General features: G+C 52.0%; 15 protein-coding genes. 9 read left to right on the forward strand and 6 right to left on the reverse strand.

Annotated features, from left to right (window positions below; all coding sequences use genetic code 11):
• Nucleotides 1-4 precede the first annotated feature (4 nt).
• From sufC to ldtE, 5 genes are all read left to right on the forward strand, one after another.
• Nucleotides 5-751 carry a Fe-S cluster assembly ATPase SufC gene (gene sufC, locus OGY01_RS22695; RefSeq protein WP_045442214.1) on the forward strand — a complete coding sequence of 249 codons (747 nt, stop codon included), beginning with the start codon at nt 5-7 and terminating at the stop codon, nt 749-751.
• Nucleotides 726-1997 (forward strand): Fe-S cluster assembly protein SufD, encoded by a 1272-nt coding sequence (gene sufD, locus OGY01_RS22700; protein ID WP_200011688.1) that lies wholly within the window; start codon nt 726-728, stop codon nt 1995-1997. Before sufC ends, sufD begins: the two co-directional genes overlap by 26 nt.
• Complete coding sequence (sufS, locus tag OGY01_RS22705) at nt 1994-3214, forward strand: cysteine desulfurase SufS (RefSeq protein WP_045442219.1); 1221 nt, start codon at nt 1994-1996, stop codon at nt 3212-3214. The genes sufD and sufS overlap by 4 nt, the downstream gene beginning before the upstream one ends.
• 12 nt (nt 3215-3226) lie before the next feature.
• Nucleotides 3227-3643, forward strand: coding sequence for a cysteine desulfuration protein SufE (sufE, locus tag OGY01_RS22710; RefSeq protein ID WP_045442222.1), 417 nt, complete (start codon nt 3227-3229; stop codon nt 3641-3643).
• 123 nt (nt 3644-3766) lie between these two features.
• Entirely contained in the window at nt 3767-4771 is a 1005-nt protein-coding gene (gene ldtE / locus OGY01_RS22715) for a L,D-transpeptidase LdtE (RefSeq protein ID WP_048221573.1), read from the forward strand.
• A 69-nt stretch (nt 4772-4840) separates the two neighbouring features.
• On the opposite strand, the gene lpp is transcribed toward ldtE, so the two are convergent.
• The 3 genes from lpp to ynhH form a co-directional block, all read right to left on the reverse strand.
• The gene (gene lpp, locus OGY01_RS22720; RefSeq protein WP_003029373.1) at nt 4841-5077 is read right to left on the reverse strand and encodes a murein lipoprotein Lpp; all 237 of its coding nucleotides are present in this window, start codon (nt 5075-5077) and stop codon (nt 4841-4843) included.
• A 309-nt stretch (nt 5078-5386) separates the two neighbouring features.
• Entirely contained in the window at nt 5387-6799 is a 1413-nt protein-coding gene (gene pykF, locus OGY01_RS22725) for a pyruvate kinase PykF (protein ID WP_045442228.1), read from the reverse strand.
• 7 nt (nt 6800-6806) lie between these two features.
• Nucleotides 6807-7037: a protein YnhH gene (gene ynhH / locus OGY01_RS23825; protein ID WP_420808585.1), complete on the reverse strand. Its 231-nt coding sequence runs from the start codon at nt 7035-7037 to the stop codon at nt 6807-6809.
• On the opposite strand from ynhH, the gene OGY01_RS22730 reads away from it, so the two are divergent.
• From OGY01_RS22730 to OGY01_RS22745, 4 genes are all read left to right on the forward strand, one after another.
• Entirely contained in the window at nt 6984-7220 is a 237-nt protein-coding gene (locus tag OGY01_RS22730; protein ID WP_048221572.1) for a hypothetical protein, read from the forward strand. The two genes, ynhH and OGY01_RS22730, sit on opposite strands and share 54 nt — an antisense overlap.
• A 154-nt stretch (nt 7221-7374) precedes the next feature.
• On the forward strand, nt 7375-8397 hold the full coding sequence (locus OGY01_RS22735) for a methionine ABC transporter ATP-binding protein (protein ID WP_045442234.1): 1023 nt from the start codon (nt 7375-7377) through the stop codon (nt 8395-8397).
• Nucleotides 8390-9058, forward strand: coding sequence for a methionine ABC transporter permease (locus tag OGY01_RS22740; protein WP_045442237.1), 669 nt, complete (start codon nt 8390-8392; stop codon nt 9056-9058). Before OGY01_RS22735 ends, OGY01_RS22740 begins: the two co-directional genes overlap by 8 nt.
• A 21-nt stretch (nt 9059-9079) precedes the next feature.
• On the forward strand, nt 9080-9892 hold the full coding sequence (locus tag OGY01_RS22745; RefSeq protein WP_045442239.1) for a MetQ/NlpA family ABC transporter substrate-binding protein: 813 nt from the start codon (nt 9080-9082) through the stop codon (nt 9890-9892).
• A 43-nt stretch (nt 9893-9935) separates the two neighbouring features.
• Here the strand turns inward: OGY01_RS22745 and ttrA are convergent, their stop codons facing one another.
• From ttrA to ttrB, 3 genes are read right to left on the reverse strand one after another with little or no spacing between them, the layout of a single operon-like run.
• Nucleotides 9936-13001, reverse strand: coding sequence for a tetrathionate reductase subunit TtrA (gene ttrA / locus OGY01_RS22750; RefSeq protein ID WP_286493754.1), 3066 nt, complete (start codon nt 12999-13001; stop codon nt 9936-9938).
• Complete coding sequence (gene ttrC, locus OGY01_RS22755; protein ID WP_286493755.1) at nt 12994-14016, reverse strand: tetrathionate reductase subunit TtrC; 1023 nt, start codon at nt 14014-14016, stop codon at nt 12994-12996. Before ttrC ends, ttrA begins: the two co-directional genes overlap by 8 nt.
• The gene (gene ttrB, locus OGY01_RS22760) at nt 14017-14751 is read right to left on the reverse strand and encodes a tetrathionate reductase subunit TtrB (protein WP_048221568.1); all 735 of its coding nucleotides are present in this window, start codon (nt 14749-14751) and stop codon (nt 14017-14019) included.
• Nucleotides 14752-14810 lie beyond the last annotated feature (59 nt).

Consider the following 14810-nt stretch of genomic DNA (forward strand, 5'->3'; position numbering starts at 1 on the left):
GCACATGTTAAGTATTAAAGATTTACAGGTCAGTGTGGAAGATAAGGCGATTCTGCGTGGGCTTAGCCTTGAGATTCGCCCCGGCGAAGTGCACGCCATTATGGGACCAAACGGTTCAGGGAAAAGTACGCTGTCTGCGACGCTCGCCGGGCGTGAAGATTATGAAGTGACCGGTGGTACGGTTGAATTCAACGGAAAGGATTTGCTGGAACTGTCGCCTGAAGACCGCGCCGGAGAAGGCATATTTATGGCATTTCAGTATCCGGTGGAAATCCCGGGCGTCAGCAATCAGTTTTTCCTGCAAACGGCACTTAATGCGGTGCGTAGCTACCGCGGGGAAGAGGTTCTGGACCGCTTTGACTTCCAGGATTTGATGGAAGAAAAAATTGAGTTGTTAAAGATGCCGGAAGATTTGCTCACCCGTTCGGTGAACGTGGGCTTCTCTGGCGGTGAGAAAAAGCGTAACGATATTCTGCAAATGGCGGTACTGGAGCCGGAGCTGTGCATTCTCGATGAGTCCGACTCCGGGCTGGATATTGACGCGTTGAAGATTGTCGCGGATGGCGTGAACTCGCTACGCGACGGCAAGCGGTCGTTCATTATCGTCACCCACTATCAGCGCATCCTGGACTATATCAAACCCGATTACGTTCACGTTCTCTACCAGGGGCGAATTGTGAAGTCCGGTGATTTCACACTGGTCAAACAGCTGGAGGAGCAAGGATATGGCTGGCTTAGTGAACAGCAGTAATGTGCTACAACAGTGGCACCATCTGTTTGAGGCGCAGGGCGAAAATCGTTCGCAACACGCGCAACAGCACCTGCAACAGATGCTGCGTCTGGGGCTGCCTACGCGCAAACATGAGGACTGGAAATATACCCCGCTGGAAGGATTAACCACCGGACAGTTTGTCAGTCGTTTTTCAGAAATTAGTTCGACACAGTGCGAGGCGCTGTCGACAGGTATCGATGCCATCCGTCTGGTTTTTGTCGATGGGCAGTTTTGCCCGACGCTCAGCGACAGCGTGGACGGTAGCGGTTTCGACGTGAGTATTGACGACACACGCCTGGGGCTACCGGCGCCGATTCAGCCTGAAGTGTTTCTGCATCTGACTGAAAGCCTGTCTCGTAGCGTGACACACATTCACGTCAAGCGTAATCAGCGCCCGACGAAACCGCTATTACTCATGCACATTACCCAGGGACTGGCGGGAGATGAGATCAATACAGCGCATTATCGTCACCATCTTGAACTGGCGGAAGGCGCGGAAGCCACTGTCGTTGAACATTACGTCAGCCTCAACGATGCGCGTCATTTTACGGGCGCACGCTTAACAATGAACGTGGCGGCAAACGCCCATTTGCATCACATCAAGCTGGCGTTTGAAAACCCGGTCAGTCATCACTTTGCTCATAACGACATGCAGTTAGGGGCGGATGCGACGGCCATAAGCTACAGCTTTTTGCTCGGCGATGCGGTATTGCGTCACAACACCAGCACTCAACTGAACGGCGAAAATACCACGCTGCGGATTAACAGTCTGGCGATGCCGGTAAAAAATGAAGTCTGCGATACCCGTACGTGGCTGGAGCATAACAAGGGCTATTGCAATAGTCGTCAGCTACATAAGACGATCGTCAGCGATAAAGGTCGGGCAGTGTTCAATGGCCTGATCAATGTGGCGCAGCATGCCATCAAAACCGACGGGCAAATGACCAACAATAATTTGCTACTTGGTAAACTGGCGGAAGTGGACACCAAGCCGCAACTGGAAATATACGCTGATGACGTGAAATGTAGTCATGGTGCGACGGTAGGGCGGATCGACGATGAACAGATGTTCTATCTCCGATCCCGCGGGATCGGCCAGCAGGATGCTCAACAGATGATTCTCTATGCGTTTGCCGCTGAGCTAACAGAAGCCCTGCGCGATGAAACGCTGAAACAACAGGTTCTGGCGCGGATCGCTCAACGCCTGCCGGGAGGCGTAGCATGACATTTCCGATTGAAAAAGTGCGGGCTGACTTTCCTGTCCTGACGCGTGAAGTGAACGGTTTGCCGTTGGCCTACCTGGACAGCGCCGCCAGTGCACAAAAGCCGAATCAGGTGATTGATGCCGAGGCTGAGTTTTACCGCCATAGTTATGCTGCCGTCCACCGGGGTATTCATACGCTCAGCGCCCAGGCCACGGAGAAAATGGAGAATGTGCGTAAGCTGGCTTCTCTGTTTATTAACGCCCGTTCAGCCGAAGAGCTGGTGTTTGTGCGTGGTACGACGGAGGGTATTAACCTGGTAGCCAACAGTTGGGGCAGTAGCAATGTGCGGGCAGGTGATAACATTATCATTAGCGAGATGGAGCACCATGCCAACATTGTTCCGTGGCAGATGTTGTGCGCCCGTGTAGGCGCAGAGCTGCGCATTATTCCTCTCAATACTGATGGCACGTTGCAACTGGATCTGCTGCCGACGCTGTTCGATGACCGCAGCAAACTGCTGGCTATTACCCATGTATCAAACGTGCTGGGGACAGAAAACCCGTTGTCGGAGATGATTGCGCTGGCGCATGAGCACGGCGCGAAAGTGCTGGTGGATGGCGCGCAGGCTGTGATGCACCACAAAGTGGATGTACAGGCGCTGGATTGCGACTTTTATGTCTTTTCCGGGCATAAACTTTACGGCCCAACCGGCATTGGCGTGCTGTATGCCAGGGAATCTCTGCTGCAAGAGATGCCGCCGTGGGAAGGCGGGGGATCGATGATAGCGACAGTTAGCCTGACCCAGGGGACGACATGGGCTAAAGCCCCCTGGCGCTTTGAGGCTGGAACACCTAACACCGGGGGGATTATCGGTCTGGGAGCCGCTATCGAGTATGTCAGTGCGTTAGGGCTCGAGGAAATCAGCGAATATGAGCAGTTCATGATGAGCTATGCGCTTGAGCAACTGGCGAGCGTCCCGGACCTGATCCTCTATGGACCTAAAGACCGACTGGGCGTCATTGCGTTTAATCTTGGTAAGCATCACGCGTACGACGTCGGCAGTTTTCTTGATAACTACGGGATTGCCGTGCGGACGGGACATCACTGCGCCATGCCGTTGATGGCGTACTATAACGTTCCCGCAATGTGTCGGGCTTCGATTGCCATGTACAACACCCATGAAGAAGTGGACCGTCTGGTGACGGGACTGAAACGTATTCATCACTTACTGGGTTAATAGAGAGGCGTTATGGCTGCGCTACCGGATAAAGAAAAATTGTTGCGTAATTTTCTGCGTTGCGCTAATTGGGAAGAGAAGTACCTGTATATTATTGAATTGGGTCAGCGTTTGCCGGAATTAAATACCGACGATCGCTGTCCGGAAAACAGCATTCAGGGATGCCAGAGTCAGGTATGGATAGTAATGCGTCAGAATGCTGACGGTATTATTGAATTACAGGGCGACAGTGATGCGGCAATTGTGAAAGGGCTAATCGCCGTGGTATTCATTTTGTATAACCGGATGACAGCCCAGGATATTGTGAATTTTGACGTGCGTCCGTGGTTTGAAAAAATGGCGCTCGCACAGCATCTCACACCGTCTCGTTCACAGGGGCTTGAAGCGATGATTCGCGCTATTCGCACGAAAGCTGCAACTCTTAGCTAAACTGATAAAACATATCATCCTTCAGGTTGACCCGGATGATTATGTACAGAACAACGCAGTGACTCGTAGGCCGGATTAGGTATTCACCAGTATCCGGCAATAACGCCAGGGGGGTGAGTGAGTATGAAACGCGCGTCTATTATTACTCTAATGCTGATCGGCGCTTACAGCGCTATACAGGCCGCCTGGGCGGTCGATTATCCTTTGCCCCAGGCAAACAGTCGTCTTGTTGGGCAGAATCAAACCTATACCGTGCAGGAGAGCGATAAGAACTTACAGGCAATAGCCCGTCGGTTCGACACCGCGGCGATGCTGATCCTCGAAGCCAATAACACCATCGCTCCCGTACCGAAACCCGGAACCCTGATTACTATTCCTTCGCAATTGCTGTTACCGGATGCCCCGCGTGAAGGCATTATTGTAAATCTGGCGGAACTGCGTCTCTATTACTTCCCGCCGGGAGAAAATATTGTTCAGGTTTTCCCGATTGGCATCGGTCTGCAGGGGCTGGAAACTCCGGTGATGGAAACCCGGGTCGGGCAAAAAATACCTAATCCCACCTGGACACCTACGCCAGGCATTCGTAAGCGTTCTCTTGAGCGTGGTATTACGTTGCCTCCTGTGGTGCCCGCTGGGCCAAATAACCCGCTAGGACGCTTTGCACTGCGTCTGGCGCATGGTAACGGTGAATACCTTATTCACGGAACCAGCGCACCTGACAGCGTTGGCCTGCGCGTGAGCTCCGGATGCATCCGCATGAATGCGCCGGACATCAAAGCCCTGTTTGCTCAGGTCAGAACGGGAACACCGGTCAGAGTGATTAATGAGCCGATAAAATATTCTGTTGAACCAAACGGTATGCGGTACGTGGAAGTGCATCGTCCATTATCGCCGGAAGAAGAACAGAACGTTCAGACCATGCCGTATGTGCTGCCGGCTGGTTTTACTCAGTTCAAGGAAAGTAATGCAGTAGATCATAGTCTGGTGGAACGCGCGCTTTATCGGCGTGCGGGATATCCGGTCACCGTAACGGCCGGACAGACGCAAGAGACCACCAACGGGGTGGAAGTTAAATCTGCGCAGAATGGAATGCCTGGCGCGGGAGAGGAAATGCGCACAACGCAGTAACAGGGAAGCGTAAATTAAAGGCAAAAAAAATGGCGCACAATGTGCGCCATTTTTATTACACAGATACTATTACTTACGGTATTTAGTAGCTGCGTTGTCCAGACGCTGGTTAGCGCGAGCTGCGTCATCTTTAGCAGCCTGAACGTCGGAACGCATTGCGTTCACGTCGTTGCTCAGCTGGTCAACTTTAGCGTTCAGAGTCTGAACGTCAGAAGACAGCTGATCGATTTTAGCGTTGCTGGAGCAACCTGCCAGCAGAGTAGAACCCAGGATTACCGCGCCCAGTACCAGTTTAGTACGATTCATTATTAATACCCTCTAGATTGAGTTAATCTCCATGTAGCGTTACAAGTATTACACAAAGTTTTTTATGTTGAGAATATTTTTTTGATGGGAATGCACTTATTTTTGATCGTTCGCTCAAAGAAGCATCGAATTGTGCAAAAACGGCTAAAAAACCGTGTGAAAACAGAAAGCTTCCATCGGATTCATCTTAGATAATCTCTAATTAGATAGTGAAATCCGATTTGATTTTTTATTAATCATGACTATTGATAAAATAAAAAAAGCGCCACCAGGGCGCTTTTTTTAGCAAATTAATTCACGTCGGAATTATTACAGCACGTGAACAGATGCAGTATTGGTCGTGCCGCTTGGTACCAGCGCGCCGGAAACCATCACCACAACGTCGCCTTTCTGTGCCAGACCGCTTTCCAGTGCAACTTCTTTACCCAGACGGTAGAAATCATCGGTAGAGCTGATTTCTTTCACTACCTGCGCAACTACGCCTTTGCTCAGCACCAGTTGACGGGCAGTAGTTTCGTTGGTGGTCAGCGCCAGGATGGTGGCATCCGGGAAGTATTTACGTACTGCGCGTGCAGATTTACCGCCCTGGGTAGCCACTACGATCAGCGGAGCGTCCAGTTTTTCAGCAGTTTCAACTGCGCCACGGCAAACGGCTTCAGTAATGCGCAGTTTGCGGCTGTCGTTGTTGAAGTCCAGACGGCTGGTCATTACGCGGTCGGTACGTTCACAGATGGTAGCCATGATGGTCACAGCTTCCAGCGGGTACTTACCTTTAGCGGATTCACCGGACAGCATTACTGCATCGGTACCGTCGAGGATGGCGTTCGCTACGTCGCCAGCTTCAGCACGGGTCGGACGTGGGTTTTTGATCATGGAGTCCAGCATCTGGGTCGCAGTGATAACGACTTTGCGCGCGCGGATACATTTTTCGATGATCATTTTCTGTGCGAAGATAACTTCTTCTACAGGGATCTCAACGCCCATGTCGCCACGAGCAACCATGATACCGTCAGATGCTTCGAGGATTTCGTCGAAGTTGTTCAGACCTTCCTGGTTTTCGATTTTGGAGATGATCTGGATGTTTTCGCCGCCGTGCGCTTTCAGGTGCTCACGGATTTCGATAACGTCAGAACGTTTACGGATGAAGGACGCTGCAACGAAGTCAACGCCTTGCTCGCAACCAAAGATCAGGTCTTGTTTATCTTTTTCAGCCAGTGCTGGCAGTGCGATGGAAACGCCCGGCAGGTTAACGCCTTTGTTTTCGCCCAGATCGCCGTTGTTCAGCACTTTACAAATAACTTTGTTACCTTCAATAGCGGTAACTTCCATGCCGATCAGACCGTCGTCAACCAGCACAGTGTTGCCTACGGACAGGTCTTTGGTGAAGCCTTCGTAGGTAACAGCAACGATTTCGTTATTACCAACAACAGATTTGTCGGTAGTAAAAGTGAAGGTCTGGCCCGCTTTCAGAGAAACGTCATTACCGCCTTCCAGTTTAATGGTACGGATTTCCGGACCTTTAGTGTCGAGCAGGATGGCTGCTTTTTTGCCAGTTTTGCTCATCACGTTGCGCAAATTCTTGATGCGCTGACCATGTTCTTCGTAGTCACCGTGGGAGAAGTTCAGACGCATGACGTTCATGCCCGCGTCCAGCATTTTGGTTAACATCTCTTCGGATTCGGTTTTCGGACCGATGGTGCAAACAATTTTCGTCTTTTTCATGACAGTCTTAGTCTTTAAGTTGAGAAGGATATGGAAATCTGGCTTCCGTCGCGCACGGCCGGGAAGCTAAACCTGAGTTGCGAAAGTTGTGATGCCTCGCTCTAAGGATAGGTGACATCAATAAAGCGTGCAGAGGAATGTGTGCTTGCGTTTCAGCCCAACGGGAAGGTGAGTTTTGTAGTCGTTGAGTATTACAGGTCAATGTGCTGAAACCATTCAAGAGACAATTGGCGCGCATTATACGCTGAAAATTATCAAAAAGGAAAATGGAAACAGCGTTTCAAAAGAGTTCTGTGCAGTTTCACAAAAAATATTCACGCATTTGTTCATCGGTATGGATAAAGAGGTTGGCCACGGGCGTGGTTTGTTGCGCAACAAGCTACATTTGTCGTCTGAAATGGCTGTTTTCTGTACATGGTAATGTGATTTTTGCATATTTCTAAAAGTTATATCAAATTCGTTTTAATTCATTTTAAAAGCTAACTTCACTGATTACACTCGTTTGGACATCCATACTGCTAAACAGCTAAAGGCACTAGCAGGATAACGATAAGCAGCAGCGGATACCAAACGACATGATTGTCCTGAAAAATATTTCAAAAGTGTTTACGCCAGGCAGGCTTTCCATAACCGCTGTCGATGACGTCAATCTGACGGTTGAACAGGGACAGATTTACGGAATTATTGGCTACAGTGGTGCCGGTAAGAGCACCCTGATACGCCTGCTTAATGGACTCGAAAAACCGACATCCGGCAGTGTGATTATTAATGGTCATGACATCTCAGCAGCAAGCGGAGAATCTCTGCGTCAGGCGCGACTGAAGATCAGCATGGTTTTTCAGCATTTCAATTTACTGTGGTCGCGAACCGTTTTCGAAAACATTGCGTTCTCGATGCAAATTGCCGGCGCTCCGAAAGCGAAAATTAAAGCACGGGTTGCCGAACTGATTACGCTGGTTGGGCTGAGTGGCCGTGAAAATGCTTATCCGTCGCAGCTCAGCGGTGGTCAAAAGCAGCGCGTTGGGATTGCACGGGCGCTTGCGAACAATCCGGACGTGCTGCTGTGTGACGAAGCCACATCGGCGCTGGATCCGCAAACCACCGATCAGATTTTAGATCTACTGCTCGATATTAACCGCCGCTTCAAATTAACGATTGTGCTGATTACTCATGAAATGCATGTGGTGCGCAAAATCTGCGATCGCGTGGCAGTGATGGAGAACGGCAGAGTTGTTGAAGAGGGCGATGTACTTAGCGTCTTCACCCATCCGCAGCAGCCGATTACACGCCAGTTTGTCCGTCAGGTAAGTCAGTATGCTGAGGAGGATGAGTTTAACCCACAGCTGGCAAGCGAACTTGGCGGGGTAGTAATCAAATTAACCTTTACCGGAAACCGCACACACCGGCCTGTTGTTGGGGAACTGACTCTGCGTTACGGCCTGCCATTTAACATTTTGCACGGCAAGATGACGCAAACCGCCCACGGCACATTTGGTCAGCTATGGGTGCACGTTGTGGCCACCGAAGAACAGCTCAGCAATATTCTGGCCGATCTGCGCCACAGCGACATCGACGCGGAGGTAATTCAACATGGTTGAAAATCTGTTTCCCCATCTGAAATGGGACCAACTGTTTGCCGCGACCCAGGAAACGCTCTACATGACCGCGCTGTCCGGCGTGGCGACATTTGTGCTGGGGATTGCGCTTGGACTGGCGCTATTTCTGACGGCTCGTGGAGGTCTATTTCCGAACCGTGCGGTGTACAGCGCCATTTCACTGGTGGTGAATATCTTCCGCTCGATCCCGTTCATCATTCTGATCGTGCTGTTGATCCCGTTTACCAAAGCGATGGTTGGCACCATTCTCGGGGCCAATGCCGCGTTACCTGCACTAATTGTTGGCGCTGCGCCGTTTTATGCACGCCTGGTCGAAATCGCTTTACGTGAAGTGGACAAGGGTGTCATTGAAGCGACCCGCTCGATGGGCGCGCGTCTGAGTACGCTTATTTTTCGGGTTTTACTGCCTGAATCATCACCGGCTCTGGTGTCCGGGATCACCGTGACGCTGATTGCGTTGGTTAGTTACAGCGCGATGGCTGGTGTGATTGGTGCAGGTGGTTTAGGGAATTTGGCTTATCTGGAAGGATTCCAGCGCAACCACAGCGACGTCACGCTGGTGGCGACGGTGACCATACTTGTCATCGTCTTCATTATCCAGCTTTGCGGCGATGTGATCACCTCTCTGTTAGATAAACGCTAATAAAATACGGAAACCATAATCATGAAAAAATCACTGACATTACTCGCTGCAGCAACCCTTAGCGCCCTGAGCTTTGCCTCGTGGGCAGATACCCTGACCGTTGGCGCGTCTAACGTGCCGCATGCTGAAATTCTTGAGCAGGCGAAGCCTATTCTGGCGAAGCAGGGGATCGAACTGGAGATTAAACCGTTCCAGGATTACATTTTGCCGAACACCGCGCTTGCAGGCCGTGAGATTGATGCTAACTACTTCCAGCATATTCCGTATCTGAATAGCGTATTGAAGGATCATGCAGGCGATAAAACTTATGATTTCGTCAGCGCCGGAGCGATTCACATTGAGCCAATCGGTATTTACTCCAAAAAGGTGAAATCGCTCAAGGACCTGCCGGAAGGTGGCAAGGTCATCATGCGTGACGCAGTTTCTGAAGAAGGTCGTATTCTGTCGATTTTCGAAAAAGAGGGCGTGATTAAACTTAAGCCCGGGGTGGATAAAGTCACTGCACGCATCAGCGACATTGTTGATAATCCGAAAAAGCTGAAGTTCCTGCCTAACGTGGAAGCGGCACTGTTACCGCAGATGTATAACAATGACGAGGGCGACGCGGTCGTTATTAACGCTAACTACGCCATCGACGCCGGTCTGGATCCGGTTAAAGATCCGATTGCCGTTGAAAGCGGTGAAAATAACCCGTATGCCAACATTATTACCGTACATCGTGGCGATGAGAAGAAGAAGGATATCGTGGCACTGGTTGATGCGCTGCATTCTAAAGAGATCCAGGACTGGATCCGCACCAAATATAAAGGTGCGGTGATCCCGGTAAATAACTAATCCAGACTGTGCCGGATGGTTTAGCCACCATCCGGCACACGGATCACACCCGTTCGATTTTCGCCGGAAGCCCCTGACGTACCGAGGCGCCAGAAACCCAGTCCAGCCAGGTATTGGCGACCTGACGTGTCGGATCGGCAAAGCCGAGATCGTTAATATTGATTCCTGATTTTATCTGGGTGTCAGACGCCATCAGCTCGCCATCAAGCGTATGCTGCGCCGCGCCCATTTCTCTGTGTCCGTAACCATGCTCAATCGCGATCACTCCAGGCATTACGCCATTGAGCAGACTGATCTGCGCCTGTGCCTGACCGCCAGGGGTCGTAATACGAACTACATCGCCATGGGACACCCCAAAACGCCGACCATCTACCGGATTTAGCGCTACAAGATTCACCGGTTTAAGATGATGCAGGCGAGGGATCACCGCCGACGCGCTGGACATGGTATTGGATTTAAATGAAATCAGCTTCAGCGGCCACTCCCGTTCAGGGAATAATTCATCAATGGAACGACCGTCACTGAGGCGCGCAGGATACCAGGCCGGACATCCGCTATAGCGTTCACCGGTAATCGCATGACGGTGCGCGGCAACGTCCGCATTCCAGATTTGCAGTGGTTTCTCCCACGCATTACCGATGCGGTTTTCCACCCGACCACTCTTGTCCGGAGCAAAGCGACCACCGCGCGAATAGACAAACGCGACACGGCTTATTTCATCGGCTTTCAGCGTTTGCGTTATTACAGGGAGGATCCGCGTCACGCCAGTTAGCGAGATATCGTCAGGTGTGGCTTCAGCGACAGGCGCTTTTCCCATAAACGCAATGTTTGCGGCGACCCTGAGGTAGTAATCTTCTGCGCGGTTAAGTGGGTAGTGGTTACCTTGCGGATCGGTGATCGCGTTGTCACCAAAGCCCGGCAGCCCGATGCGTTTGGCTACTGCAATGCAGAAAGACTCCATCGACGCTGGTTGACCGTCCTCGGTTTTACTGGTCGCTGATGCAACTACCGGCCAGCGCGCGGTTGTGGCTTTGCTGGCAACGCCAGCCCACGGTGCGCTGAATCCCCAGCTTTCGAAGTTGTGCGTATCCGGTACGATGTAATCCGCCAGTGCGGTTGTTTCGTTCATGAAGGCGTCAATTGCGATAAACAGCGGCAGACGAGCAGGATCTTTGAGTTTTTCTTCCGCTACGCCGCGCAACCCTGCCACACCGTAGAACGGGTTGGTCATGTTGGAGATCCACGCTTTCAGCGGGTAAGGGTAACCTTCGAGCGCCGAGGCGAGTAATTCGGTCAGCTGACCTGCAACAAAAGGATACCATGGGGCTTTGGCCGGGAAGGGTGATTGCCCGGCGGCGACTTTATTACGGTACTCTTCAGAGGATTCATAGGCGGTTTTACTGCGTGCGATGCTTAGCCCTTTTGGCTTCACCTTTCCGGCGAAACTGTCCATATTGTAGCGAGGACCATCGGTCGCACCATTGAATTTGCCTCCACCAACAAACACGCCGCCTTCCAGGCTGAGGTTGCCAATCAGCGCATTCAGCATCATCACCGCCCAGGCATTATAAAATCCGTTGCCTGCCATCATCCCACCGTGGGTGATCACTGCGGCTTTACGCCCGTGACGGGTGAATGCGTCGGCCAGGGCACTTATTTTCGCTTCCGCCACGCCGCACTGCTGGCTGTATTGCGCCATCGAGAGTTTTTCGGCGGACTCTTTCAGACACTGGAACCCGCTTTTTACCGTTACCGTTTGTCCATCAGTCAGCGTAACCTGGCGTGTCACAAACAGTTGTGCGCGTTGGCAGTCGCTGGCGGCTACACTCTCTCCAGCCTCGTTAACAACCATCGGTTCACTGGTCGCGCCTGCGTGCAAATGCGCAAGGGTTAAATGCTGTCCGGCAAGCGTTGGGATTTCATCTGTGATCACCAGATGCGTGGCATTGGTCCAGCTTTTTTCCCCGGCCTGTTGCATCGCCTGTACACCGGGAATGGTGAGGTAATCAGCGTTGTAGCGCTGGTTGTCGATTATCCAGCGGATCATCCCCATCGCCAGCGCGGAGTCGCTTCCCGGACGCACGGGTTGCCAGTGTCCACGATCATCAGCCAACACCGTGGTTAACGGTAGGGCGGGCGCAACCACGACATACTGAAAATCGTTGCGTAAACGGGCACTGGCAAGCTGCCGGGCCTGGCGCTTAAACGGGTTGCCGGACTGTGCCGGAGAGGTGCCCATAAACAGCGCGAATTCGACATTGTCCCAGTCAGGTTTGACGTGGGTATTCTTATCCAGATCGCCCATTAACGCGCCAGATCCAGCCCGATATGCCAGCCCACAGTAAGCGCCGTGTGCGCCGAAGTTTTTACTGCCGAAACTGTTAAGGGCAAAGCGACGTAAAAACGTATCGCGCCCCTCATCGCTGGTATTGGTGACCAGCAACTGATTTGATTTCGGACCAAAGCCGGGATGACTGGCATCAATTGGTGTATTGGGATCGTGTATTGCCCGTAGACCGTCAACATGGCCCTCACCAAACAGATCGCCACCTTCCACGACCTCTTTGATCAACTGTTCGAAGCTAATGCGCTGCCATTTACCCTCGCCACGCTTACCAACGCGCTTCATCGGCTCCAGAATGCGAAGTGGACTGTACAGGCCTTCAAGTAAAGTTGCGCCACGAGCGCAGGCGGTTGAACGTGCGTCAAGACCGCTTTCACCCGCCAGTTGTTCCATAGCGGTGGCAAAGGGTACAGAAGAATCAATGTGGTGTTCGTGAGATAACGGATGATACGGGTTGCCCGCAATACGCAGCACTTTCCCTTTTTCGCTGTCGACGCGAACGCGTACACCGCATTGAGTCCAGCAACCGAAGCATTGCGTCATTGAGATCACCTGTTGCGGATTCTGCTGCCAGCGTGACCGGGCGTTGGCTTCGGGGATTAATGCGTTGCCAATGATTCGATCGCGGGTGATTTTTCCTGAAGATCCATCAAGTAAACCGTCAATTGCACGTTTTGCCACGTCCCGGTAACTCAGCCCAAAGGTTACCATCCCTCCAACGGTGAGACCGACTTTAAGCCACTGACGACGGGTTAAATTAGCCATGTTGCATTCTCCTTGCGATCGCATTCAGGACTTCACGAACAATAATGATAAGTGCTATCCACAGGCCAAAGGTACCGAGTATGGCAAGCCAGCCATCCGTGCCGGCAGGCAGGGAGTATGGGTTAAACTGCGCGTTAAACTTGGGTATGGTTTGGACCTGAATCAGGAGTGTCCAGCGCATCAGCCAGCACAGCGCCATTGCACTTAAAGCCAGCAAAACGCGCAGCGGAAGTGACAAAGGATGACGCAACACCAGTCCACAAAAGCACAGAGAAACAACCCACAGCACCACCCAGCCGATGGCGTAATGGCGTGCTGAAGACGCAATATCCAGCCAGTAGCGGATAGCCGAACCTGAAAGCGTATTGCCGCTTACCCAGATAACCATCACCATCGCCAGCGCGATTAACGACGCGCTTTGTCCCCATGCCAGCTTGCGCAACAATGTGCCTTCACTTTTCGATGCGGCGATCAGCAGAGCTAAGAAGGTCTGTAGCGCACTCAGGAACATCGCGACCGGGAAGGCATAACTGAACCAGATGGGGCGCGCCTGAACCACCGATACTTCACGACCGGTGTACACCAACAACCCGATTGCAGAAAGCGCGCTGCCGATGGTTAACCATTTGGTGACGCTGTAACTTTTGAGCGTAAACTGTTTGATGTGTTGTGCCAGAAACCATAGCCCAAGAAACCCGGTGAACAGTGGTAAAAATAGCGCCCCCCAGGGCATCCATGACCACGGCGTTGGGTAAGCGTAGAAATGCCAGACGCGGGCAGTTTGGTGTAAATCCGCTGTAAGCGCCAGTGGGGCGGTGATCGCACAGGTCAATGCGATAAGCAGAGTGAGGTTTTCTAACTCCGGTTGCTTTTTTTTTCGCCAGTAGAGAACGCAGGCGAAGAGCGCGGCGCAGGCGGCAATACCGATAAAAAAGAAGTATTGTACAGCCCACGGTAGCCAGCTTACGTCCTGTGGATGCGCCAGAACCTCTTCAATAACCAATGAGTGGGTCATTTAAACCTCCTGCCAGAGAGCGGGTTGAGCACGTCCCATCAACGGGGTAACAAAGGCTTCATCCAGTCCGAGATAGAACACGTGAGGCGAAGTGCCGCTTTCGGGTTTCAGGACTTTGATGGCGTCATGATGATCGTGCAGCATCTGCGAAATCCGACTGTGTGGATCTTTTAGATCGCCAATGATTCGCGCACCACCAACGCAGGACTCCACGCAGGCAGGGAGCAATCCGGCTTCCAGTCGGTGAACGCAAAAGGTGCACTTATCGGCGGTTTGGGTTTCATGGTTTATAAAGCGTGCATCGTAAGGACACGCCTGTACGCAGTAGGCGCAGCCTACACAGCGCGTGTTGTCGACCACCACAATGCCATCTTCACGTTGGAAGGTGGCCTGCACCGGACAAACGGGAACGCAGGGTGGATTATCACAATGGTTACACAGGCGCGGCAGCAGGACGTTGGTTACGCTTTGCTGGCCTTCAAGCTGCACCTGATATTGGTTAACGTGGGTACGAAACTCCCCCTGAGGTGTCTGGTTTTCAATAGCACAACTGACGGTGCAGGCCTGACAGCCGATACACCGCCGCAGGTCAATCAGCATGCCGTAGCGGTGCTGAAGAGAGCCTTCATGCCGTTCAGGTGAGAAAGGGAATTGTGCCTGAGCCAGGGGAACCAGTGATGCGCCAGCGGTCAGGACACCCAGTTGTTGGAGAAACTGCCGTTTACTGCTGTCCATATTTTCTCCCGTCACGATGCAACAACGAAACATTGGTCACGCCGTTGGTTTGCGTATGA

The organism is Citrobacter sp. Cm038 (assembly GCF_030333105.1).
Lineage (GTDB): Bacteria > Pseudomonadota > Gammaproteobacteria > Enterobacterales > Enterobacteriaceae > Citrobacter > Citrobacter murliniae.

Excerpts from the sequence above, each read along its gene's own strand:
- sufS (WP_045442219.1), top strand. The coding sequence starts at position 1,994 with ATGACATTTCCGATTGAAAAAGTGCGGGCTGACTTTCCTGTCCTGACG.
- sufD (WP_200011688.1), top strand. The coding sequence starts at position 726 with ATGGCTGGCTTAGTGAACAGCAGTAATGTGCTACAACAGTGGCACCAT.
- ttrB (WP_048221568.1), bottom strand. The coding sequence starts at position 14,751 with ATGGACAGCAGTAAACGGCAGTTTCTCCAACAACTGGGTGTCCTGACC.
- lpp (WP_003029373.1), bottom strand. The coding sequence starts at position 5,077 with ATGAATCGTACTAAACTGGTACTGGGCGCGGTAATCCTGGGTTCTACT.
- OGY01_RS22735 (WP_045442234.1), top strand. The coding sequence starts at position 7,375 with ATGATTGTCCTGAAAAATATTTCAAAAGTGTTTACGCCAGGCAGGCTT.
- sufE (WP_045442222.1), top strand. The coding sequence starts at position 3,227 with ATGGCTGCGCTACCGGATAAAGAAAAATTGTTGCGTAATTTTCTGCGT.
- ldtE (WP_048221573.1), top strand. The coding sequence starts at position 3,767 with ATGAAACGCGCGTCTATTATTACTCTAATGCTGATCGGCGCTTACAGC.
- ttrC (WP_286493755.1), bottom strand. The coding sequence starts at position 14,016 with ATGACCCACTCATTGGTTATTGAAGAGGTTCTGGCGCATCCACAGGAC.
- ttrA (WP_286493754.1), bottom strand. The coding sequence starts at position 13,001 with ATGGCTAATTTAACCCGTCGTCAGTGGCTTAAAGTCGGTCTCACCGTT.
- ynhH (WP_420808585.1), bottom strand. The coding sequence starts at position 7,037 with ATGCGCGCCAATTGTCTCTTGAATGGTTTCAGCACATTGACCTGTAAT.
- sufC (WP_045442214.1), top strand. The coding sequence starts at position 5 with ATGTTAAGTATTAAAGATTTACAGGTCAGTGTGGAAGATAAGGCGATT.
- pykF (WP_045442228.1), bottom strand. The coding sequence starts at position 6,799 with ATGAAAAAGACGAAAATTGTTTGCACCATCGGTCCGAAAACCGAATCC.
- OGY01_RS22740 (WP_045442237.1), top strand. The coding sequence starts at position 8,390 with ATGGTTGAAAATCTGTTTCCCCATCTGAAATGGGACCAACTGTTTGCC.
- OGY01_RS22745 (WP_045442239.1), top strand. The coding sequence starts at position 9,080 with ATGAAAAAATCACTGACATTACTCGCTGCAGCAACCCTTAGCGCCCTG.